The organism is Streptomyces sp. NPDC002018 (assembly GCF_042890865.1).
Lineage (GTDB): Bacteria > Actinomycetota > Actinomycetes > Streptomycetales > Streptomycetaceae > Streptomyces.
Map to the genome: position 1 here is coordinate 64,404 of NZ_JBIASO010000015.1, position 14,108 is coordinate 78,511.

20 protein-coding genes are annotated in these 14,108 nt (G+C 69.8%); 12 read left to right on the plus strand and 8 right to left on the minus strand.

What is annotated here, in order from left to right; all coding sequences use genetic code 11:
• Positions 1 to 117: 117 nt before the first annotated feature.
• On the plus strand, positions 118 to 693 hold the full coding sequence (locus ACFYYH_RS24095; RefSeq protein ID WP_388554628.1) for a molybdopterin-dependent oxidoreductase: 576 nt from the start codon (positions 118 to 120) through the stop codon (positions 691 to 693).
• Here ACFYYH_RS24095 and cynS read toward each other — a convergent pair.
• On the minus strand, positions 656 to 1,099 hold the full coding sequence (gene cynS / locus ACFYYH_RS24100) for a cyanase (RefSeq protein ID WP_388554631.1): 444 nt from the start codon (positions 1,097 to 1,099) through the stop codon (positions 656 to 658). The genes ACFYYH_RS24095 and cynS overlap by 38 nt on opposite strands.
• 224 nt (positions 1,100 to 1,323) lie before the next feature.
• Here cynS and ACFYYH_RS24105 point away from each other — a divergent pair, with 224 nt between their 5' ends.
• The gene (locus ACFYYH_RS24105; RefSeq protein ID WP_388554874.1) at positions 1,324 to 1,938 is read left to right on the plus strand and encodes a TetR/AcrR family transcriptional regulator; all 615 of its coding nucleotides are present in this window, start codon (positions 1,324 to 1,326) and stop codon (positions 1,936 to 1,938) included.
• A 48-nt stretch (positions 1,939 to 1,986) separates the two neighbouring features.
• On the opposite strand, the gene ACFYYH_RS24110 is transcribed toward ACFYYH_RS24105, so the two are convergent.
• On the minus strand, positions 1,987 to 2,775 hold the full coding sequence (locus ACFYYH_RS24110; protein WP_388554634.1) for an SAM-dependent methyltransferase: 789 nt from the start codon (positions 2,773 to 2,775) through the stop codon (positions 1,987 to 1,989).
• A gap of 107 nt (positions 2,776 to 2,882) precedes the next feature.
• A complete protein-coding gene (locus tag ACFYYH_RS24115; protein WP_388554636.1) occupies positions 2,883 to 3,746 on the minus strand; it encodes a helix-turn-helix domain-containing protein in 864 nt (287 codons plus the stop codon).
• Positions 3,747 to 4,229: 483 nt separating this feature from the next.
• On the opposite strand from ACFYYH_RS24115, the gene ACFYYH_RS24120 reads away from it, so the two are divergent.
• Positions 4,230 to 5,105, plus strand: coding sequence for a glycosyltransferase family 2 protein (locus tag ACFYYH_RS24120; RefSeq protein WP_388554638.1), 876 nt, complete (start codon positions 4,230 to 4,232; stop codon positions 5,103 to 5,105).
• 139 nt (positions 5,106 to 5,244) lie between these two features.
• Here ACFYYH_RS24120 and ACFYYH_RS24125 read toward each other — a convergent pair whose 3' ends face one another.
• Positions 5,245 to 5,805, minus strand: a complete 561-nt coding sequence (locus tag ACFYYH_RS24125) for a TetR/AcrR family transcriptional regulator (RefSeq protein WP_388554640.1) — start codon at positions 5,803 to 5,805, stop codon at positions 5,245 to 5,247.
• 206 nt (positions 5,806 to 6,011) lie between these two features.
• On the opposite strand from ACFYYH_RS24125, the gene ACFYYH_RS24130 reads away from it, so the two are divergent.
• Together ACFYYH_RS24130 and ACFYYH_RS24135 are read left to right on the plus strand one after the other, a co-directional pair.
• Positions 6,012 to 7,604: a carboxylesterase/lipase family protein gene (locus ACFYYH_RS24130; protein ID WP_388554642.1), complete on the plus strand. Its 1,593-nt coding sequence runs from the start codon at positions 6,012 to 6,014 to the stop codon at positions 7,602 to 7,604.
• Positions 7,605 to 7,899: 295 nt separating this feature from the next.
• Complete coding sequence (locus ACFYYH_RS24135; protein WP_388554644.1) at positions 7,900 to 8,343, plus strand: hypothetical protein; 444 nt, start codon at positions 7,900 to 7,902, stop codon at positions 8,341 to 8,343.
• On the opposite strand, the gene ACFYYH_RS24140 is transcribed toward ACFYYH_RS24135, so the two are convergent.
• Complete coding sequence (locus ACFYYH_RS24140; RefSeq protein ID WP_388554646.1) at positions 8,291 to 9,022, minus strand: hypothetical protein; 732 nt, start codon at positions 9,020 to 9,022, stop codon at positions 8,291 to 8,293. The two genes, ACFYYH_RS24135 and ACFYYH_RS24140, sit on opposite strands and share 53 nt — an antisense overlap.
• Positions 9,015 to 9,467, minus strand: coding sequence for an ATP-binding protein (locus ACFYYH_RS24145; protein WP_388554648.1), 453 nt, complete (start codon positions 9,465 to 9,467; stop codon positions 9,015 to 9,017). The genes ACFYYH_RS24140 and ACFYYH_RS24145 overlap by 8 nt, the downstream gene beginning before the upstream one ends.
• Positions 9,468 to 9,595: 128 nt before the next feature.
• On the opposite strand from ACFYYH_RS24145, the gene ACFYYH_RS24150 reads away from it, so the two are divergent.
• Genes ACFYYH_RS24150 through ACFYYH_RS24175 form a run of 6 tightly spaced genes read left to right on the plus strand, consistent with a single transcriptional unit; the run spans position 9,596 to position 11,575 of the window.
• Entirely contained in the window at positions 9,596 to 10,420 is an 825-nt protein-coding gene (locus tag ACFYYH_RS24150; RefSeq protein WP_388554651.1) for a helix-turn-helix domain-containing protein, read from the plus strand.
• Positions 10,407 to 10,610 carry a DUF397 domain-containing protein gene (locus ACFYYH_RS24155; RefSeq protein WP_388554654.1) on the plus strand — a complete coding sequence of 68 codons (204 nt, stop codon included), beginning with the start codon at positions 10,407 to 10,409 and terminating at the stop codon, positions 10,608 to 10,610. The genes ACFYYH_RS24150 and ACFYYH_RS24155 overlap by 14 nt, the downstream gene beginning before the upstream one ends.
• Before the next feature lie 37 nt (positions 10,611 to 10,647).
• Positions 10,648 to 10,851, plus strand: coding sequence for a DUF397 domain-containing protein (locus tag ACFYYH_RS24160; protein WP_388554656.1), 204 nt, complete (start codon positions 10,648 to 10,650; stop codon positions 10,849 to 10,851).
• Between the two features lie 37 nt (positions 10,852 to 10,888).
• Positions 10,889 to 11,092: a DUF397 domain-containing protein gene (locus tag ACFYYH_RS24165; protein ID WP_388554658.1), complete on the plus strand. Its 204-nt coding sequence runs from the start codon at positions 10,889 to 10,891 to the stop codon at positions 11,090 to 11,092.
• A 38-nt stretch (positions 11,093 to 11,130) separates the two neighbouring features.
• A complete protein-coding gene (locus ACFYYH_RS24170) occupies positions 11,131 to 11,334 on the plus strand; it encodes a DUF397 domain-containing protein (RefSeq protein ID WP_388554660.1) in 204 nt (67 codons plus the stop codon).
• A 37-nt stretch (positions 11,335 to 11,371) separates the two neighbouring features.
• Positions 11,372 to 11,575, plus strand: a complete 204-nt coding sequence (locus tag ACFYYH_RS24175) for a DUF397 domain-containing protein (protein ID WP_388554662.1) — start codon at positions 11,372 to 11,374, stop codon at positions 11,573 to 11,575.
• 331 nt (positions 11,576 to 11,906) lie between these two features.
• Here ACFYYH_RS24175 and ACFYYH_RS24180 read toward each other — a convergent pair whose 3' ends face one another.
• Both ACFYYH_RS24180 and ACFYYH_RS24185 read right to left on the minus strand, forming a co-directional pair.
• Complete coding sequence (locus ACFYYH_RS24180) at positions 11,907 to 12,533, minus strand: SigE family RNA polymerase sigma factor (protein ID WP_388554665.1); 627 nt, start codon at positions 12,531 to 12,533, stop codon at positions 11,907 to 11,909.
• Between the two features lie 71 nt (positions 12,534 to 12,604).
• A complete protein-coding gene (locus tag ACFYYH_RS24185) occupies positions 12,605 to 13,039 on the minus strand; it encodes a hypothetical protein (RefSeq protein ID WP_388554668.1) in 435 nt (144 codons plus the stop codon).
• Between the two features lie 257 nt (positions 13,040 to 13,296).
• Between ACFYYH_RS24185 and ACFYYH_RS24190 the strand changes: the two genes are divergently transcribed.
• Positions 13,297 to 14,034 carry an alpha/beta fold hydrolase gene (locus ACFYYH_RS24190; protein WP_388554671.1) on the plus strand — a complete coding sequence of 246 codons (738 nt, stop codon included), beginning with the start codon at positions 13,297 to 13,299 and terminating at the stop codon, positions 14,032 to 14,034.
• The last annotated feature ends 74 nt before the right edge of the window (positions 14,035 to 14,108 follow it).

Genomic DNA, 14,108 nt, shown 5'->3' on the forward strand with positions numbered 1-14,108 from the left:
CTCACATCAGCGAGGCCAGGAAGCGTAGTTGGCTCGTATCCGTGGTTCCGTGTCGCGAGGGCTGGGCATCACCTCTGGTGGCAGCGTGTGGCAGCCGCCTCCCGAGGGGGATATCCGATGAGCCGACTCAGCGCCCCACCAGCCCGCACCGTCTCCCTGCTGCTCCGGGGAGAGGTCGAGCGTCCCCTCTCCCTGACCGTCGCGGATCTGCGCGACCGGTGGGAGCAGCACCACGCCGATGTGATCTTCCACTGCGCCACCGCCGGGCCACGGCACCACACCTTCGAGGGTCCGCTGCTCCGTGAGGTGGTCGACGCGGCGAAGCCGGCCTTCGACGCCCGTCGGCGCAAGGACCGTTCACGCTTTCTGCTCGCCGTCTCCGGCGGGGACGGGCACCATACGGTGCTCTCCTGGGCGGAGCTGGACGCCGACTTCGGCAACGTGCCGATCCTGCTGGCCACCGCCATGGACGGACGGAGCCTGGAGTCGGCGGGAAGTCAGCTCGTGGTGCCCTCGGACCACTGCGGGGCGCGGTACATCAGCGCGATCACCAGCGTCTGGGTCGGAGGTCTCACGACCGGGGGCCCCGGCCCCGCCCTCGCGGGGCCCGGCGCCGGGAGCGCCGGTGTCACGGGCATCGCGGGTGTCACGGGCGTCACCACTGATACGGCAGGTACTTCCCGTCGAGCGTGATGACGACCCGGTCACCGGCCGGGTCGGGCACCCGCCGCACATCGAGCCGGAAGTTGATGGCGCTCATGATGCCGTCGCCGCACTCCTCGTGGATCAGCTCCTTGATGGTCGGCCCGTAGACCTGGATCACCTCGTAGAGACGGTAGATGGTCGGATCGACCGGTACGACGGAGTCGAGCGCGCCCCGGGTGGGCTGGAGCTGGAGCGCCCGTACGACGTCCTTGCCGAGGTCGAGCAGCGACGCGGCGGCGGCGGCCTGCTCCTCGCTCATCGGATGCTGGCCGAGCAGTGCGGCGGTCGTCCAGGCCACGGGCCGGCCGACCGCCTCCGCGAGCTGCGTCCAGGTCACGCCCAGCTCGGCTTTGGCACCGCGGACGGCTTCGGCTGCTTGCTGTTTGGTGAGCATGGCGACTCTCCTCACGGCGGCCATCGGCATGGCCTCGACAAGGAGAATAGGAGAACGTGCGTTCTCAGGCAATGACATGGGGACGGTGACCAGGCGTCGTTTGTCGGCGGGCCCCCGCTCTGCCATCATGAGCAAACGGAACTTTGTTCCGTTAACGTCCGACGTCACGGAACACCGTTCCGTACGGCCGGCTCGACGGCGGAGGAAGCGGGGCCGCGGTGGCGGTGAAGGACAGCACTGGCGACAGCACCGGCGACAGCGCAGGCGGCACGGGGCACGCGGCCCGGTCCAAGCGGGCGGACGCCCGTCGCAATGAGGAGACCCTGCTCGACGCCGCCGCCGCGGTCTTCGTCGCGTCAGGTGTGGAGGCGCCGGTACGCGACATCGCGGCCGAGGCCGGTGTCGGGATGGGCACGATCTACCGCCACTTCCCGACGCGGGCGGATCTCATCGTCGCCGTCTACCGCCACCAGGTCGAGACCCTCGCCGAGGCCGGTCCGGACCTGCTGGCGACAAGCGCGACCCCGCACGCCGCGCTGGGGCGGTGGATCGACCTCTTCGTCGACTTCCTGGTCACCAAGCACGGCCTCGCCGCCGTGCTGCGCTCCGACAACGCCGGCTTCGACACGCTGCACGCCTACTTCCTCGACCGCCTCGTGCCCGTCTGCGCCCACCTGCTCGACGCAGCGGCCGGTGCCGGCGAGATCCGCTCCGACCTGGAGGCGTACGGGCTGATGCGCGGCGTCGGAAACCTCTGTATCGGCGCCGACCAGGATCCCCGCTACGACGCGCGTCAACTGGTCGCGCTGCTCGTCGCGGGACTGCGCCGCCCGCACTGACCACCGGCCGGGCGGCGCTCGCCACCGGCCGGGCGGCGCCTACGCGCCTCAGCCGACGCGGGCCACACCCACGTAGAAGGAGCTGTGCGCGTCCTCGGGCGCCGGGGTGTCCTTGTACCACCGCGGCGCCGTCACCAGCCCCGGTTCCACCAGGTCGAGTCCGTCGAAGAACCGCTCGACCTCGGCACGGGTGCGCAGCCGCAGCGAGATACCGCCCTTCCCGTACGTGTCGTTGACATGCCCCACCAGCTTCTGCGGCTGGAAGTCGGCCGTACCGTGCGAGAACAGGAACAGGCTGCCCGCCGGCAGCGAGTCCACCAGGGTGCGGGTGATCCCGTACGGGTCGTCCTCGTCCGGGACGAAGTGCATCAGGGCGATCAGCGACAGGGCGATCGGCCTGCTGAAGTCCAGCACACCGCGGGCGTGGTCGAGGATCTCCTGCGGCTTGCGCACATCCGCCTGGATGTAGTCGGTGATCCCCTCGGGCGTGCTGATCAGCAGGGCTTCCGCGTGACGCAGCACGATGGGGTCGTTGTCGGTGTAGACGACACGGGAGGCCGGGGCGATGCCCTGGACGATCTGATGCAGATTGGGCTCGGTGGGGATGCCCGTACCGATGTCGAGGTACTGGTCGATACCGCTGCGGGCCACCCAGGCGGCGGCGCGGTGCATGAAGGCGCGGTTCAGCCGGGCGTCCTGCTTCGAGGCGTCGGGAAGCTTCTTCCCTATCTCCTGGTCGACCGTGTAGTTGTCCTTGCCGCCCAGGAGGTAGTCGTACACCCGAGCCGGGTGCGGCTTGCTGGTGTCGACCTGGGGTTTGGGGGTGCCTGCCGTCATCGGAACTCCATCAACTCCGTGGTGATTCTGAGCCTGTGTGCGTACGAGGTGTGTGCGAGGCGCGAGGGCGCGGGAACCGGGAACCGGGGGGCGGGGGGCGCGGCGCGTCACAGTTCCTTGCGGAAGTCGGCGAGTATCTCCTTGGTCCGGCGGGCGGACTCCGCGTGGGCGACCATCCGGTCCATCGCCTCCATGTGCTCATTGACCTCGGCGGCGTTGTCGAGATAGAGCGCGCCGGTCAGATACTCGATATAGACGCTGTCCGGCAGCTCCGGTATGGAGAAGCGGAAGAGGACGAACGGGCTGTACGTGCCCGGGTGGTGGCCGGCCGCGAACTCGGCTATCTGGAGCGTCACATTGGGCAGCTCGGCCATGTCGAGCAGATGGTCCACCTGGTCCCGCATGATCGCGGGCGAACCGACGGGTCTGCGGAGGACCGTCTCGTCCATGACCACCCAGAAGACGGGCGGGGCCTCGGTCCGCGTGAGCAGCTTCTGCCGTTCCATGCGCAGTGCCACCCGGCGCTCGACCCGTGCCGGGTCCGACGGGCCGATCTCGCCGAAGGACAGCACTGTACGCGCGTAGTCCTCGGTCTGGAGCAGGCCGGGCACGAAGTGCGGCTCGTAGCACCGGATGGTCTTGGCCGCTCCCTCAAGGCTCACATAGCCGCCGAACCAGTCGGGCAGCACATCGTGGAACCGCTGCCACCAGCCGGGTTTGACGGCTTCCTCGGTCACTTGGAGGAAGGCGGCGCGCTCGTCGTCGGGGAGACCGTACGCGGACAGCAGTATCTCGACGTACGGGATCTTGAGCGCGACCTCGGCCATCTCCATGCGCCGTATGGTCGCGGCGGTCACATGCAGCAGTTTGGCGGCCTGGTCACGGCTGAGGCCCGCGCGCTCGCGGAGGGCCTGGAGCTGTCTGCTGAGGACGAGTTGCCCGATGGTAGGCGCGGAACGCGGCTCGCTCACCCACCACCACCGACCACCACCGCCATGCGGGGAAGTCTCCCACAGCGGACTGATCAAGGGATATGGCGGCTCGAAGATGTGACGGGGGTCCTACGGGGGCCGTAAGGGACCCTACGGGCTTACGGGACAGGGGAGTTGCCCCCAGCGGGCCGAGACCGGGGGGAGCGGCGGGGCGCGGCCGACCCCGGGCGGCAGCGACGCGGCCGGGCACCGGCACCGACGCCGGGCACGGCCCCCGGCGACCGGCGACCGGCGACCGGCACGGCATCACGCGCGATCACCACACCCGCGACCACCACACCCGCGATCACCCTGCCGGAACGGCACCACCACGCACAGCGACCGCCATGTCAGGAGTGTGTGACGGCCAGGAGCAAAAGATGAACTAATGGCGTCGGCCGGGATACCTTGCAGTGGCCGCCGGATGGATGCCGCCGGTTAGCATCGAGTTCCGCCGTTACCGAGAGCTGGGGTGATCCGCGCATGTCCCGACCACGTGTGGGTGTGGCCGTGCTGACCATGGGAACCCGGCCCGTCGAGCTGCGTGCCCTGCTGGACTCCGTGGCCAAGCAGCGTGAGGCCGCCGCGCGGATCGTGGTCGTCGGCAACGGCGCACCGCTGCCCGAGTTGCCCGACGGGGTCGTCGGGGTGGAACTGGAGCGAAATCTCGGGGTCTCCGGCGGGCGCAATGTCGCTCTCCGTAAGCTCCGTGAGGCCGGGGACATCGACGTCCTGGTGGATCTGGACGACGACGGCCTGCTGATCGAGGCCGATGTGATCACCCGCGTCGCCGATCTGTACGAGGCGGACCCGAAGCTCGGCATCGTCAGCTTCCGTATCGCGGACGAGACCGGCTTCACCGCGCGCCGGCATGTGCCCCGGCTGCGCGTGGACGACCCGATGCGCGGCGGCGAAGTGACCACCTTCCTGGGCGGCGGTCACGCGCTGTCCATGCGGATGCTGGACGAGACCGGCGGCTGGCCGGACGAGTTCTTCTTCACCCACGAGGAGACCGACCTCGCGTGGCGCGCGCTGGACGCGGGCTGGACCATCCGTTACGAACCGGAGCTGGTCCTCCAGCACCCGCGCACCTCCCCCGCACGGCACGCCGAGTTCTACCGGATGACCGCGCGCAACCGCGTCTGGCTGGCCCGCCGCCATCTGCCCGCGCTGCTCGTCCCCCTCTATCTCGGCACGTGGATCCTGCTCACCGTGGCCCGTACGCGCTCGGCGAGCGGTCTGCGCGCCTGGTTCGGCGGCTTCTTCGAGGGCGTACGGACGGCGTGCGGCACCCGGCGCCCGATCCGCTGGCGCACGGTGGGCCGCATGACAGCCCTGGGCCGCCCCCCGGTCATCTGACCGCCCCGCCCACCCACCGCCCGCCGCACAGCGCGGCGGCGTCCGGCGCGCCGCACAGCACAGGGGCAGGGACAGGGACAGGTTCACTCGCCCCGGCGCGAACGCCGAGATCCCCTCCACCCGGTCCGGAAACCGAGCCTCACGCCTCCTCAGGCAGGTAGGTGGCCAGCGCCCGCAGACCCTCCAGCACCTCGTCGGCGCTGGGCGCTGACTCGGGGTCGGTGAGGTGCTGCATCATCAGGCCGCTGACGAGGGCGAGCTGCACCGAGCCGAGGGCGCGGATCGTCGCTTCGGGCAGCTCGGTCTCGGCGGTTCCGGTCACCTCTCGCGCCATGCCACTGCGTCCCTGCCGCAGCCCGGCTGCCATCTGCTCACGCAGTTCCGGATCGCGCTGCGCGCGCAGGACCGTCTCCAGATTGGCGATCCAGAAGGTCTTGTTGACCGAGAACGCCTCGATCAGCCGGCCCCACAGTGCGCCGAGGCCGGTGTCGCCCGCCGACGGTCCGAAGATCTGGTCTCCCGAGTTGAGCGCCTCGAAGAGCGCCTGATTGAGCAGCGCCTCCTTCGAGCCGAAGTGATAGCCGATCGCCGCCATGCTGACGCCCGCCGCGGAGGCGAGGTCGCGGACCGTCGTGCGCTCGTAGCCCTTCACGAAGAGGCATTGCCGTGCGGCCTCCAGCAGCTTCTCCCGGTTTCCCATGCGGCAGAGCCTAACAACGATCTGAACGCTTGCACCAGACGAACGCATGAGGCGAACGCATTGGACAAACGTCCCATACGGGCGCCTCATACAGTCGCCTCAGACAGACGCATTGGGCAGACGTCTTAGGCAGGCGTCTTGCGCGTATGCCCAATTCCTGGTTACCGTTCCCGGCATCGAAGACCACGCCGATCCCAGGAGCCCGGATGAGCACCAGGAAGTCCCGCGTCACCGCCCTTGCCGCGGTCGCTGTCTCCGCGACGCTCGCCGCCACGGTGGCCGGCCCCGCTTCCGCACACCCCGGCACCCCCGTCGCCCCCACTCGGGTGATGACCGCCGAGGGCCCGGTGCGGGGCATGGCCGCCGGTGCGGTGCGTACGTTCCAGGGCATCCCCTACGCGGCCCCGCCGACCGGAGAGCGCAGGTGGAAGGAGCCGCAGCCGGTGCCCCACTGGTCGTCGCCGCTGGACGCACGGGCCCCGAAGAACGCCTGCGCGCAGCCGACCGACCAGCCCATCTCGATCGAGGGCGGCGGCAGTGAGGACTGCCTCTACCTGAATGTCACGGCTCCGGCCGGGCGGACGACGGGGCGGCTGCCGGTCGTCGTCTGGATTCACGGCGGCAGCTTCACTTACGGTGACGGCGCCACCTATCGGGCGGCCAAGCTGGCCGCCGCGCGGCAGGGCGCGATGGTCGTGACGATCAATTACCGGCTGGGGGCGTTCGGCTTCCTCACCGCACCCGGCCTGCGCGCACCGGCCAACCTCGGTCTTCTCGACCAGCAGGCCGCGCTGAAATGGGTCAACCGCAACGCCAGTGCCTTCGGCGGCGACCCCCGCAATGTCACGATCATGGGGCAGTCCGGCGGCGGCTACAGCGTCTGCGCCCAGTTGGTGTCGCCCGGAGCCCGCGGGCTCTTCACCAAGGCGATCGTGCAGAGCGCGGGCTGCGTCGGGTCGGACGGCTCGTTCACCCGCACGCAGGCCGAGACCAACGGCCTCGCCGTCGCCAGAGCCGCGGGCTGCGACGACACGCCCACGGTCGACGCCTGCCTGAGGCACAGGTCCACCGCCGAACTCATCAAGGCATCCGCCTCCGGACACAACGGCTACCGGCCCGTGGTGGACGGCAAAGTACTGCCCGAGGCCCCGTCACAGGCGATCACCGCCGGGCGGTTCGCCCGGGTACCGGTGCTGCACGGCTCCACCCACGACGAGATGAGCGGACTGGCCGGACTCGACGAAACCATGACAGGGACGCCGCTGACCGCCGAGGGGTACGCCAAGAAGGTCACCGAGCAGTTCGGGAAGGACGCTCCCGCGGTTCTGGCCGAGTACCCGGTCGCGAACTACCCGGCAGCCGGGGCGGCCCTGTCGGCCGTGCTGACCGACTCGGAGTGGTCCACCGGAGCACTCGACACCCAGCGCGCGCTGGCCCGCCATACCTCCGTCCACGCCTATGACTTCGCTGAAGCCGCGTCCCCGTACTTCAAGGGCGTGCCGCGCCCGGAGAGCTTTTCGCTCGGTACCGGCCACATGATCGACCTGGCCTACCTGTTCGACAACGATCTGTTCGAGCCACTCGACACCGCGCAGGCCAGGCTGTCGGACACGGTGGTCGCCTACTGGAGCCGGTTCGCGGCCACCGGGCAGGTGACGGGGCATGACCTGCCCACGTGGAAGCGGTTCACGACCCGCGCCCCCTCCGTGCAGCGGCTCGCGTCCGACCGCATCGGGCCCACCGACTTCGCGGCCGACCACCACTATGCCTTCTGGAAGGCCCTCGCCTCCGCACGCTGAGACGAAAGGCTCCTGACGGAGTACGCACCAGCCGGAACGCCGCGGTGTGCGGCTGGTGAGACCGTCCCTAGTGGCACCCCGATTGCCGTGGGCGCCCCGCACCGGCCGGCCGGTGCGGGGCGCCTTGCCGTACGACGGCCGCCCGGCCCCGACCCCCATTTCGCTCCTTCAGGGCAACCCCGACCACACCGATATCGAGGACGGGGACGGCGGTGGTTCCCGTCCGTCGTCCGGGTGCGGGGACGACGGCGGTGCGACCGCATGAGGCCGGGTGACGGGTGACGGGAGCACGGGCGTGGCACGGATCGTGGCCGGCGAGGGCAGGGTGACCGTGCTCCGTCTGCTCCAGCGGTGGCCCGACCGGTACGCCGTGCTCGCCTATACGACCACCGGCGCGTACGGCACGACCGCCGTCGTCGGGTACGTACCCGTACCCGGCGTGCCGGACCCGAGCCTCCTCGATGTGGCCGCGCGGCACCGGCCGGCCCTGATGTACGGGTCGACCGGCACCGAGGGTTTCGCCGAGGCCTGCTGGCTGATCTCCGTGGGGTGGAGCGCCCGCACCGTCCCCAAGCCGGGGACCCTCGAACTCCGCCACGCCGCGTGGACCCTGGAAGCGGACGGGACGGTCGAGCTGGGCGGATCCATGTACGGACACGACCGGCTCCACTTCGGCCGCTTCAGCCTCACCGATCCGGAGCTGATGAACCGGGCCCGTGCCCTGCTGGACCCGTCCTGAGCAGGTACGCCGCGTGCTCGTCCGCCAGGTCCACAAGGGTGAACTCACGCAAGCGCATGAGCAGTTGCCCGGCCAGCACCCAGTGGATGAGCCCACTGTCGTACGGGACGCCCCCGGCGGCGTACGCCACGGGCAGGGAACCCCGCAAGCGGTACAACGCCCCCTGGACCCCGCCCGGCACGAACGTCCGGACCCGTAACGCCACATAGCGTTTGCGCAGATGCGGACAGGCCCGTACCGATGTCACCGCACACGGCACGCACACCGGCGGATGCCCGGTGACGAGATCCGCCGCCCACTCGTCCTGGTCGTCCGCGTCCTCGCCCACCAGCCACAGCGTCCCCTCGGGGGTACGGTCCGCCGGACCGCCGCAGACCTGGCACAGCAGCTTCCGCATGGCCCGTCGCTGCCGGAAGAAGTGGACGTTCCCGAACTCCGGCCGGCCCTTCCCCGGGCTCAGTCCGATGCGCTTCCACAGGACTCCGCGCCGGTCGCGGTCGTACGGCAGCTCGTCCGCGTAATGGATGCCCCGGCCGTTGGCCAGGACGGGAACGGGCGGGCATCGTTCCGACGACCACTGCGCGATGTACGGCACCACGTCAGGCCGGGCATACGCCCCCACCGGAGGCCGTTCCGCACCCACGTCCACCAGCCGGTCGGCCAGGAGCCGGTCAGCCATGCCCACGGCCCTCCTCCACCGGAGCGGGCAGCGACAGTGCCGCCCACACCATCTTTCCCGGGCCGCCGCGTGCCGCGACACCCCACTCGTCCGCGAGCGCGTTCACCAGCACCAGCCCACGCCCGTCGCAGGCGTCCGGCTCGGGCGCACGGCGGCACGGGAGGTCGGGGGACGCGTCGTGAACCTCGATCCGCAGCCCGGACGGCCTGCGGAAGTAGTGCGTCTCGATGGTCTGTTCCGGCACCACCTGGGCGTGCCGTCCGGCGTTGGTGAGCAGTTCGGACAGCACGAGCAGGGCCGAGTCCTCCAACGCGGCGAGCCCCCAGCCGGCCAGTGCCTTGCTCAACTCCAGCCGTGCGAGCGCGACGCATCTCGGATGCCTGCTCCACCGCAGCACAACGGCGTGATCGGTTGCCTTGTCGTCCCGCCGCCGGTTCATCTGCATGTCAACGCCCCCTCCACCTTCCTGTTTCGCTCTCTGTGACGATTCACTCACAGCGTGGTGGGTATTTCGCTACGCTGGCCAGTAGTGGGGGGTTGACAACGGTCGCTTCAGATGAAGGAGTTGATGGCATGGCGGAGGTCAGCAAGCCGCGCACCCCTCGGCAGAAGTACGGCGAGGAGCTGAAGCTGCGTCGCATAGCAGCGGACATGACCCAGGAGATGTTGAGCGAGATCGTGGTGTGCTCGCCCACGCTGATCAGCCACTTCGAGGCGGGTCGTCGGCTGCCGAACCCGGACGACGCGAAGCGCATCGACGCTGCGCTGGGGACGGACGGATTCTTCGCGCGGTGGTTGGGGGACCTCGACTCCAGGTACGCCAACTTCTTCGTCCTGGCGGCCGAATTGGAGCAGCAGGCGACGGAGATCAGGCAGTTCGGCTCGCTGCTCATCCCCGGCCTGCTCCAGACGGAGGCGTACGCACGGGCGGTGTTCAGTGTCTACGACCCGAACCCTCGACCCGAAGATCTTGACGAGTTCGTGGTCGTTCGCACAGGACGGGCCCAGGCCCTTGAGGGCCCGTCAGCCCCCGTAGTGTGGACGCTGTTGGACGAGGCGTGTCTCCGGCGAAGGGTCGGCGGCCCTCGCGTCATGGCCGAGCAGCTTCGCAAGATCGCGGGCATGGTTGAGGCCGGACGTCTGCGACTGCATATCCTGCCGTTCGGAGCGGGAGAGCACGCTCTCATGGAGGGCATGCTCTACCTGATGAGCTTCGAGGACGCCGCACCAGTCGCTTACGTCGAGGGGTACCACATGGGGTACTTGAAGGACGATCCCGCCCAGGTGAACAAGTGTCAGGTGGCCTACAGTCTGGCCCTTAGCGATGCATTGCCACACAAGGAGTCACTGGCCCTGATCAAGGCCATAGCGAAGGAATACGAAGATGAGCTGCAGTGAGCGCTTTGTCGGGTGGCGCAAGTCAAGCTACAGCGGTGCCGCTCAGGGCGAGTGCCTCGAAGTCGCGGACGGATACGCGAACATCCCGGTCCGCGACTCCAAGAACCCCACCGGCCCCACCCTGCTCTTCCAGCCTGCCGACTGGACCGCGTTCATCGCGTCACTCAAAGCCAAAAACCTGACCGCCTGATCCCACCGGGCGGCTCACAATCTGGAGGACTCCGCGAATGAGCACCAGTGAGCAGTTCGTCGGGTGGCGCAAGTCCAGCTTCAGCTCCGGCAATCAAGATGAGTGCCTCGAAGTAGCCGACGGATACGCCGATATCCCCGTCCGCGACTCCAAAAACCCCACCGGCCCTACCCTGCACTTCCAGCCCACCGACTGGACCGCGTTCATCGCGTCACTCAAAGCCAAAAACCTGACCGCCTGATCCCACCGGGCGGCTCACAATCTGGAGGACTCCACGCATGAGCAGCAGTGAGCGCGTCATGCGATGGCGTAAGTCCAGCTACAGCTCGGGACAGCAGGGTGAGTGCCTCGAAGTCGCGGACGGATACGCGAACATCCCGGTCCGCGACTCCAAGAACCCCACCGGCCCCACCCTGCACTTCCAGCCCACCGACTGGACCACGTTCATCGCATCACTCAAAGCCAAAAACCTGACCACCTGATCCCACCGGACGGGCCCACAAACTGGAGGACTCCACGCATGAGCAGCAGTGAGCAGTTCGTCGGGTGGCGCAAGTCGAGCTACAGCTCCGGCAACAACGACAACTGCCTCGAAGTAGCCGACGGATACGCCAACATCCCGGTCCGCGACTCCAAGAACCCCACCGGCCCCACCCTGCACTTCCAGCCCGCCGACTGGACCACGTTCATCGCATCACTCAAAGCCAAAAACCTGACCGCCTGATCCCACCGGGCGGCTCACAAACTGGAGGACTCCACGCATGAGCACCAGTGAGCAGTTCATCGGGTGGCGCAAGTCCAGCTACAGCTCGGGCGAGCAGGGTGAGTGCCTCGAAGTAGCCGACGGATACGCCGACATCCCCGTCCGCGACTCCAAGAACCCCACCGGCCCCACCCTGCACTTCCAGGCCGCCGACTGGACCGCGTTCGTCGGTGCCGTCAAGGGCGGGAGCCTGAACGGCTGACTGACCGGTCGGCCCTTCCCGCTGAGGTCCGGTGGTGAAGGCCGGGGCTGCGGCGTGACCGGGGAGGGCGCGGGCAGGGGGGTGCTCGGCGACACCGACGGGGGCGCGGGGCTGGCCGGGCCCTCCTGGGGGCGCTCCCCCGGTACGACAAGCAGTACGCATGCCACGGCCGCCGCCAGCGCGAGCAGCGCCAACGCGGCGGCCCGGAGCGGCGGTCGGCGGGACTCGGTGGCCGACGGCGGGGCCGCGCGGCGCAGGTCGGGGAGGCCGACCGTACGGGATCCGGCCTCCAGGGCGTCCCGCAGTCGGCGTTCCAGCAGGTCCCGGTCGCTCATCCGGATGTCTCCAGCTCTCTGCCCAGGGCGTCCAGCGCCCGGCTCGCGGTGGACTTGACCGTGCCGCTGGAGACCCCGAGGGTGTCCGCGATCTGGGCCTCGGTGAGGTTCGACCAGTAGCGCAGGACGAGCACCTCGCGCTGGCGTCTGGTGAGGCGGCGCAGCGCCGCGAGTACTTCCCGGTGTTCCTCGCGGAGCAGTACGTACTCCTCCGCCGGGGGCACATGGCTCTCCCGTTCCGGTATGTACGCGCGCACGGTCCTGCGGCGGCGCAGGACGGAACGCGCGGCGTTGACCACGCAGGTACGGACGTACGCCTCGGGGTCGTCCAGGCCCGTCAGCCGTTCACCGTACCGCCGGAACGTCGCGGCGAACGCGTCCTGCACGACGTCCTCCGCCGTCGGGAGGTCGTCCACGAGGAGCAGCGCCAGCCGGACGAGCTGGAGGCGGCGATGGTGGTACAGGTCGTCGATCGCGGCCGTCGTCCAGGGCGGGCCGGTGAGGGCGGTCGGCAGGCCGCGTCTCTCGGAGAGGCTGCGCAGCAGCAGGCGCCAGGTCCGGCGCAGCGCACCACCGGCCTTCGGGACGGCGGAGGCCGGGTACGTCGCAGTCGCTGTCCTCATGGGTCTCCTGGACGGGGCGGGGAGAGCCGGGGCCCGCCGGATCGTCACCCGGCGGCCCCCGAAGGGAGTTGCTACTTCGCCGGTGCCGGTGCCGGTACGGGCTTGGCGGGCGCGGGCTTGCCCGGTACCGGCTTGGCCGGGGCCGGGGCGGGCTTCGCCGGGGCCGGCTCGGCCGGGGCCCACGCGGGCGTGCTCGGAACAGGCCTGACGGGAGCCGGCGCGGGCTTGCCCGGTACCGGCTTGGCAGGCGCCGGGGCGGGCTTCGCGGGGACCGGCTTGGCGGGGGCCGGAGCGGGCTTGCCCGGTACCGACGGCTTGGCCGGGACGGGCTTCACCGCGTCCGGGACGGGCTTCGCGGGCGCGGGCACGGGCGTCGGCTTCGACGCGTCGGCCTGGGCGGTCACCGCTCCGCCGACGGCCAGCGCGGCGACGGCCGCGGACGTACCCAGGACCAGCCGCAGCCGGCTCCGGAGGGCGTTGCGTACAGCGGTGTGACGTGCGGACATACCGTTCCTCTTCATTCTCGCGATTCTCGATTCTCGCGATTCTCGCGACGGACAGCCGAACCAATCGGCTGATGGACGGAGGCGCTTCCACCCCGACAGACGTGCATCCCCCGCCGAGGTTGCGGGTGGAACGGAAGACTTTTCCCGCCGGGCCGGACCGCTCTCATGACGTGACGATTCCGTCGCTCCGCGTAGGAAAAATGCGGCTGTTAGGCTCTGAAAGAGCGCTTTTGTGGTGATTCCCGAGGAGCGGTTCGATGTCCGAGACTTTTCTGCTGGTCCACGGCGCGTGGCACGGCGGCTGGGCCTGGCAGCCGGTGGCGGCGCGGCTGAGGGCGGCCGGTCATCGTGTACTGGCACCGACGAGCCCGGGACTCGGCGTCAACGACGACCCGCGCGATGTCACCCTTGATGACTGCGTCGACGCCCTCGTCGGCTTCGTCGAACGGCTGGACCTGTCGAACGTGACGCTCGTGGCACACAGTTGGGGTGGCTACCTCGCGGGTGGCGCGGAGAAGCGGCTCGCCGGAAGACTGAAGCAGGTCATCTTCTTCAGCGCGTTCGTGCCGCGTGCGGGTGAATCCCTGCTCGATGCCGTCGGGCCCGACCACGGCGCACTCTTCGAGGAACTGGGGCGTGCGTCGGAGGACGATACGGTCACCCTTCCCTTCGAGATCTTCGCGTCCGGCTTCATGCAGGACGCCGACGAAGCGACGGCGCGGGCGATCTACGAGCTGCTGCGCCCGCAGCCCTACCGGACCGTCGCGGATGTGGCGACCGCCGACGCCGCTCCCACCGGCGCCGATGTCCCGAGCGCCTATCTGCTGGCCGCGGACGACTGCTCGCTGCCGCCCGGGGAGTACGGATGGCTGCCCCGGTTTCCCGAGCGGCTGGGGGGCGTGCCCGTCGTCCGGACTCCGGGGAGCCACGAAGCGCTCTTCACCCGGCCGGAGGAGCTGTCTCGTACGCTGCTCGGTCTCGCCGGCTCTGTCTGACCTGGCCGGGCCGGGGCCGATCCGGCCGAGCCTGGGTCGACCTGGTCGCCCTTCGCGCGCGGGCGGGTCCGGCG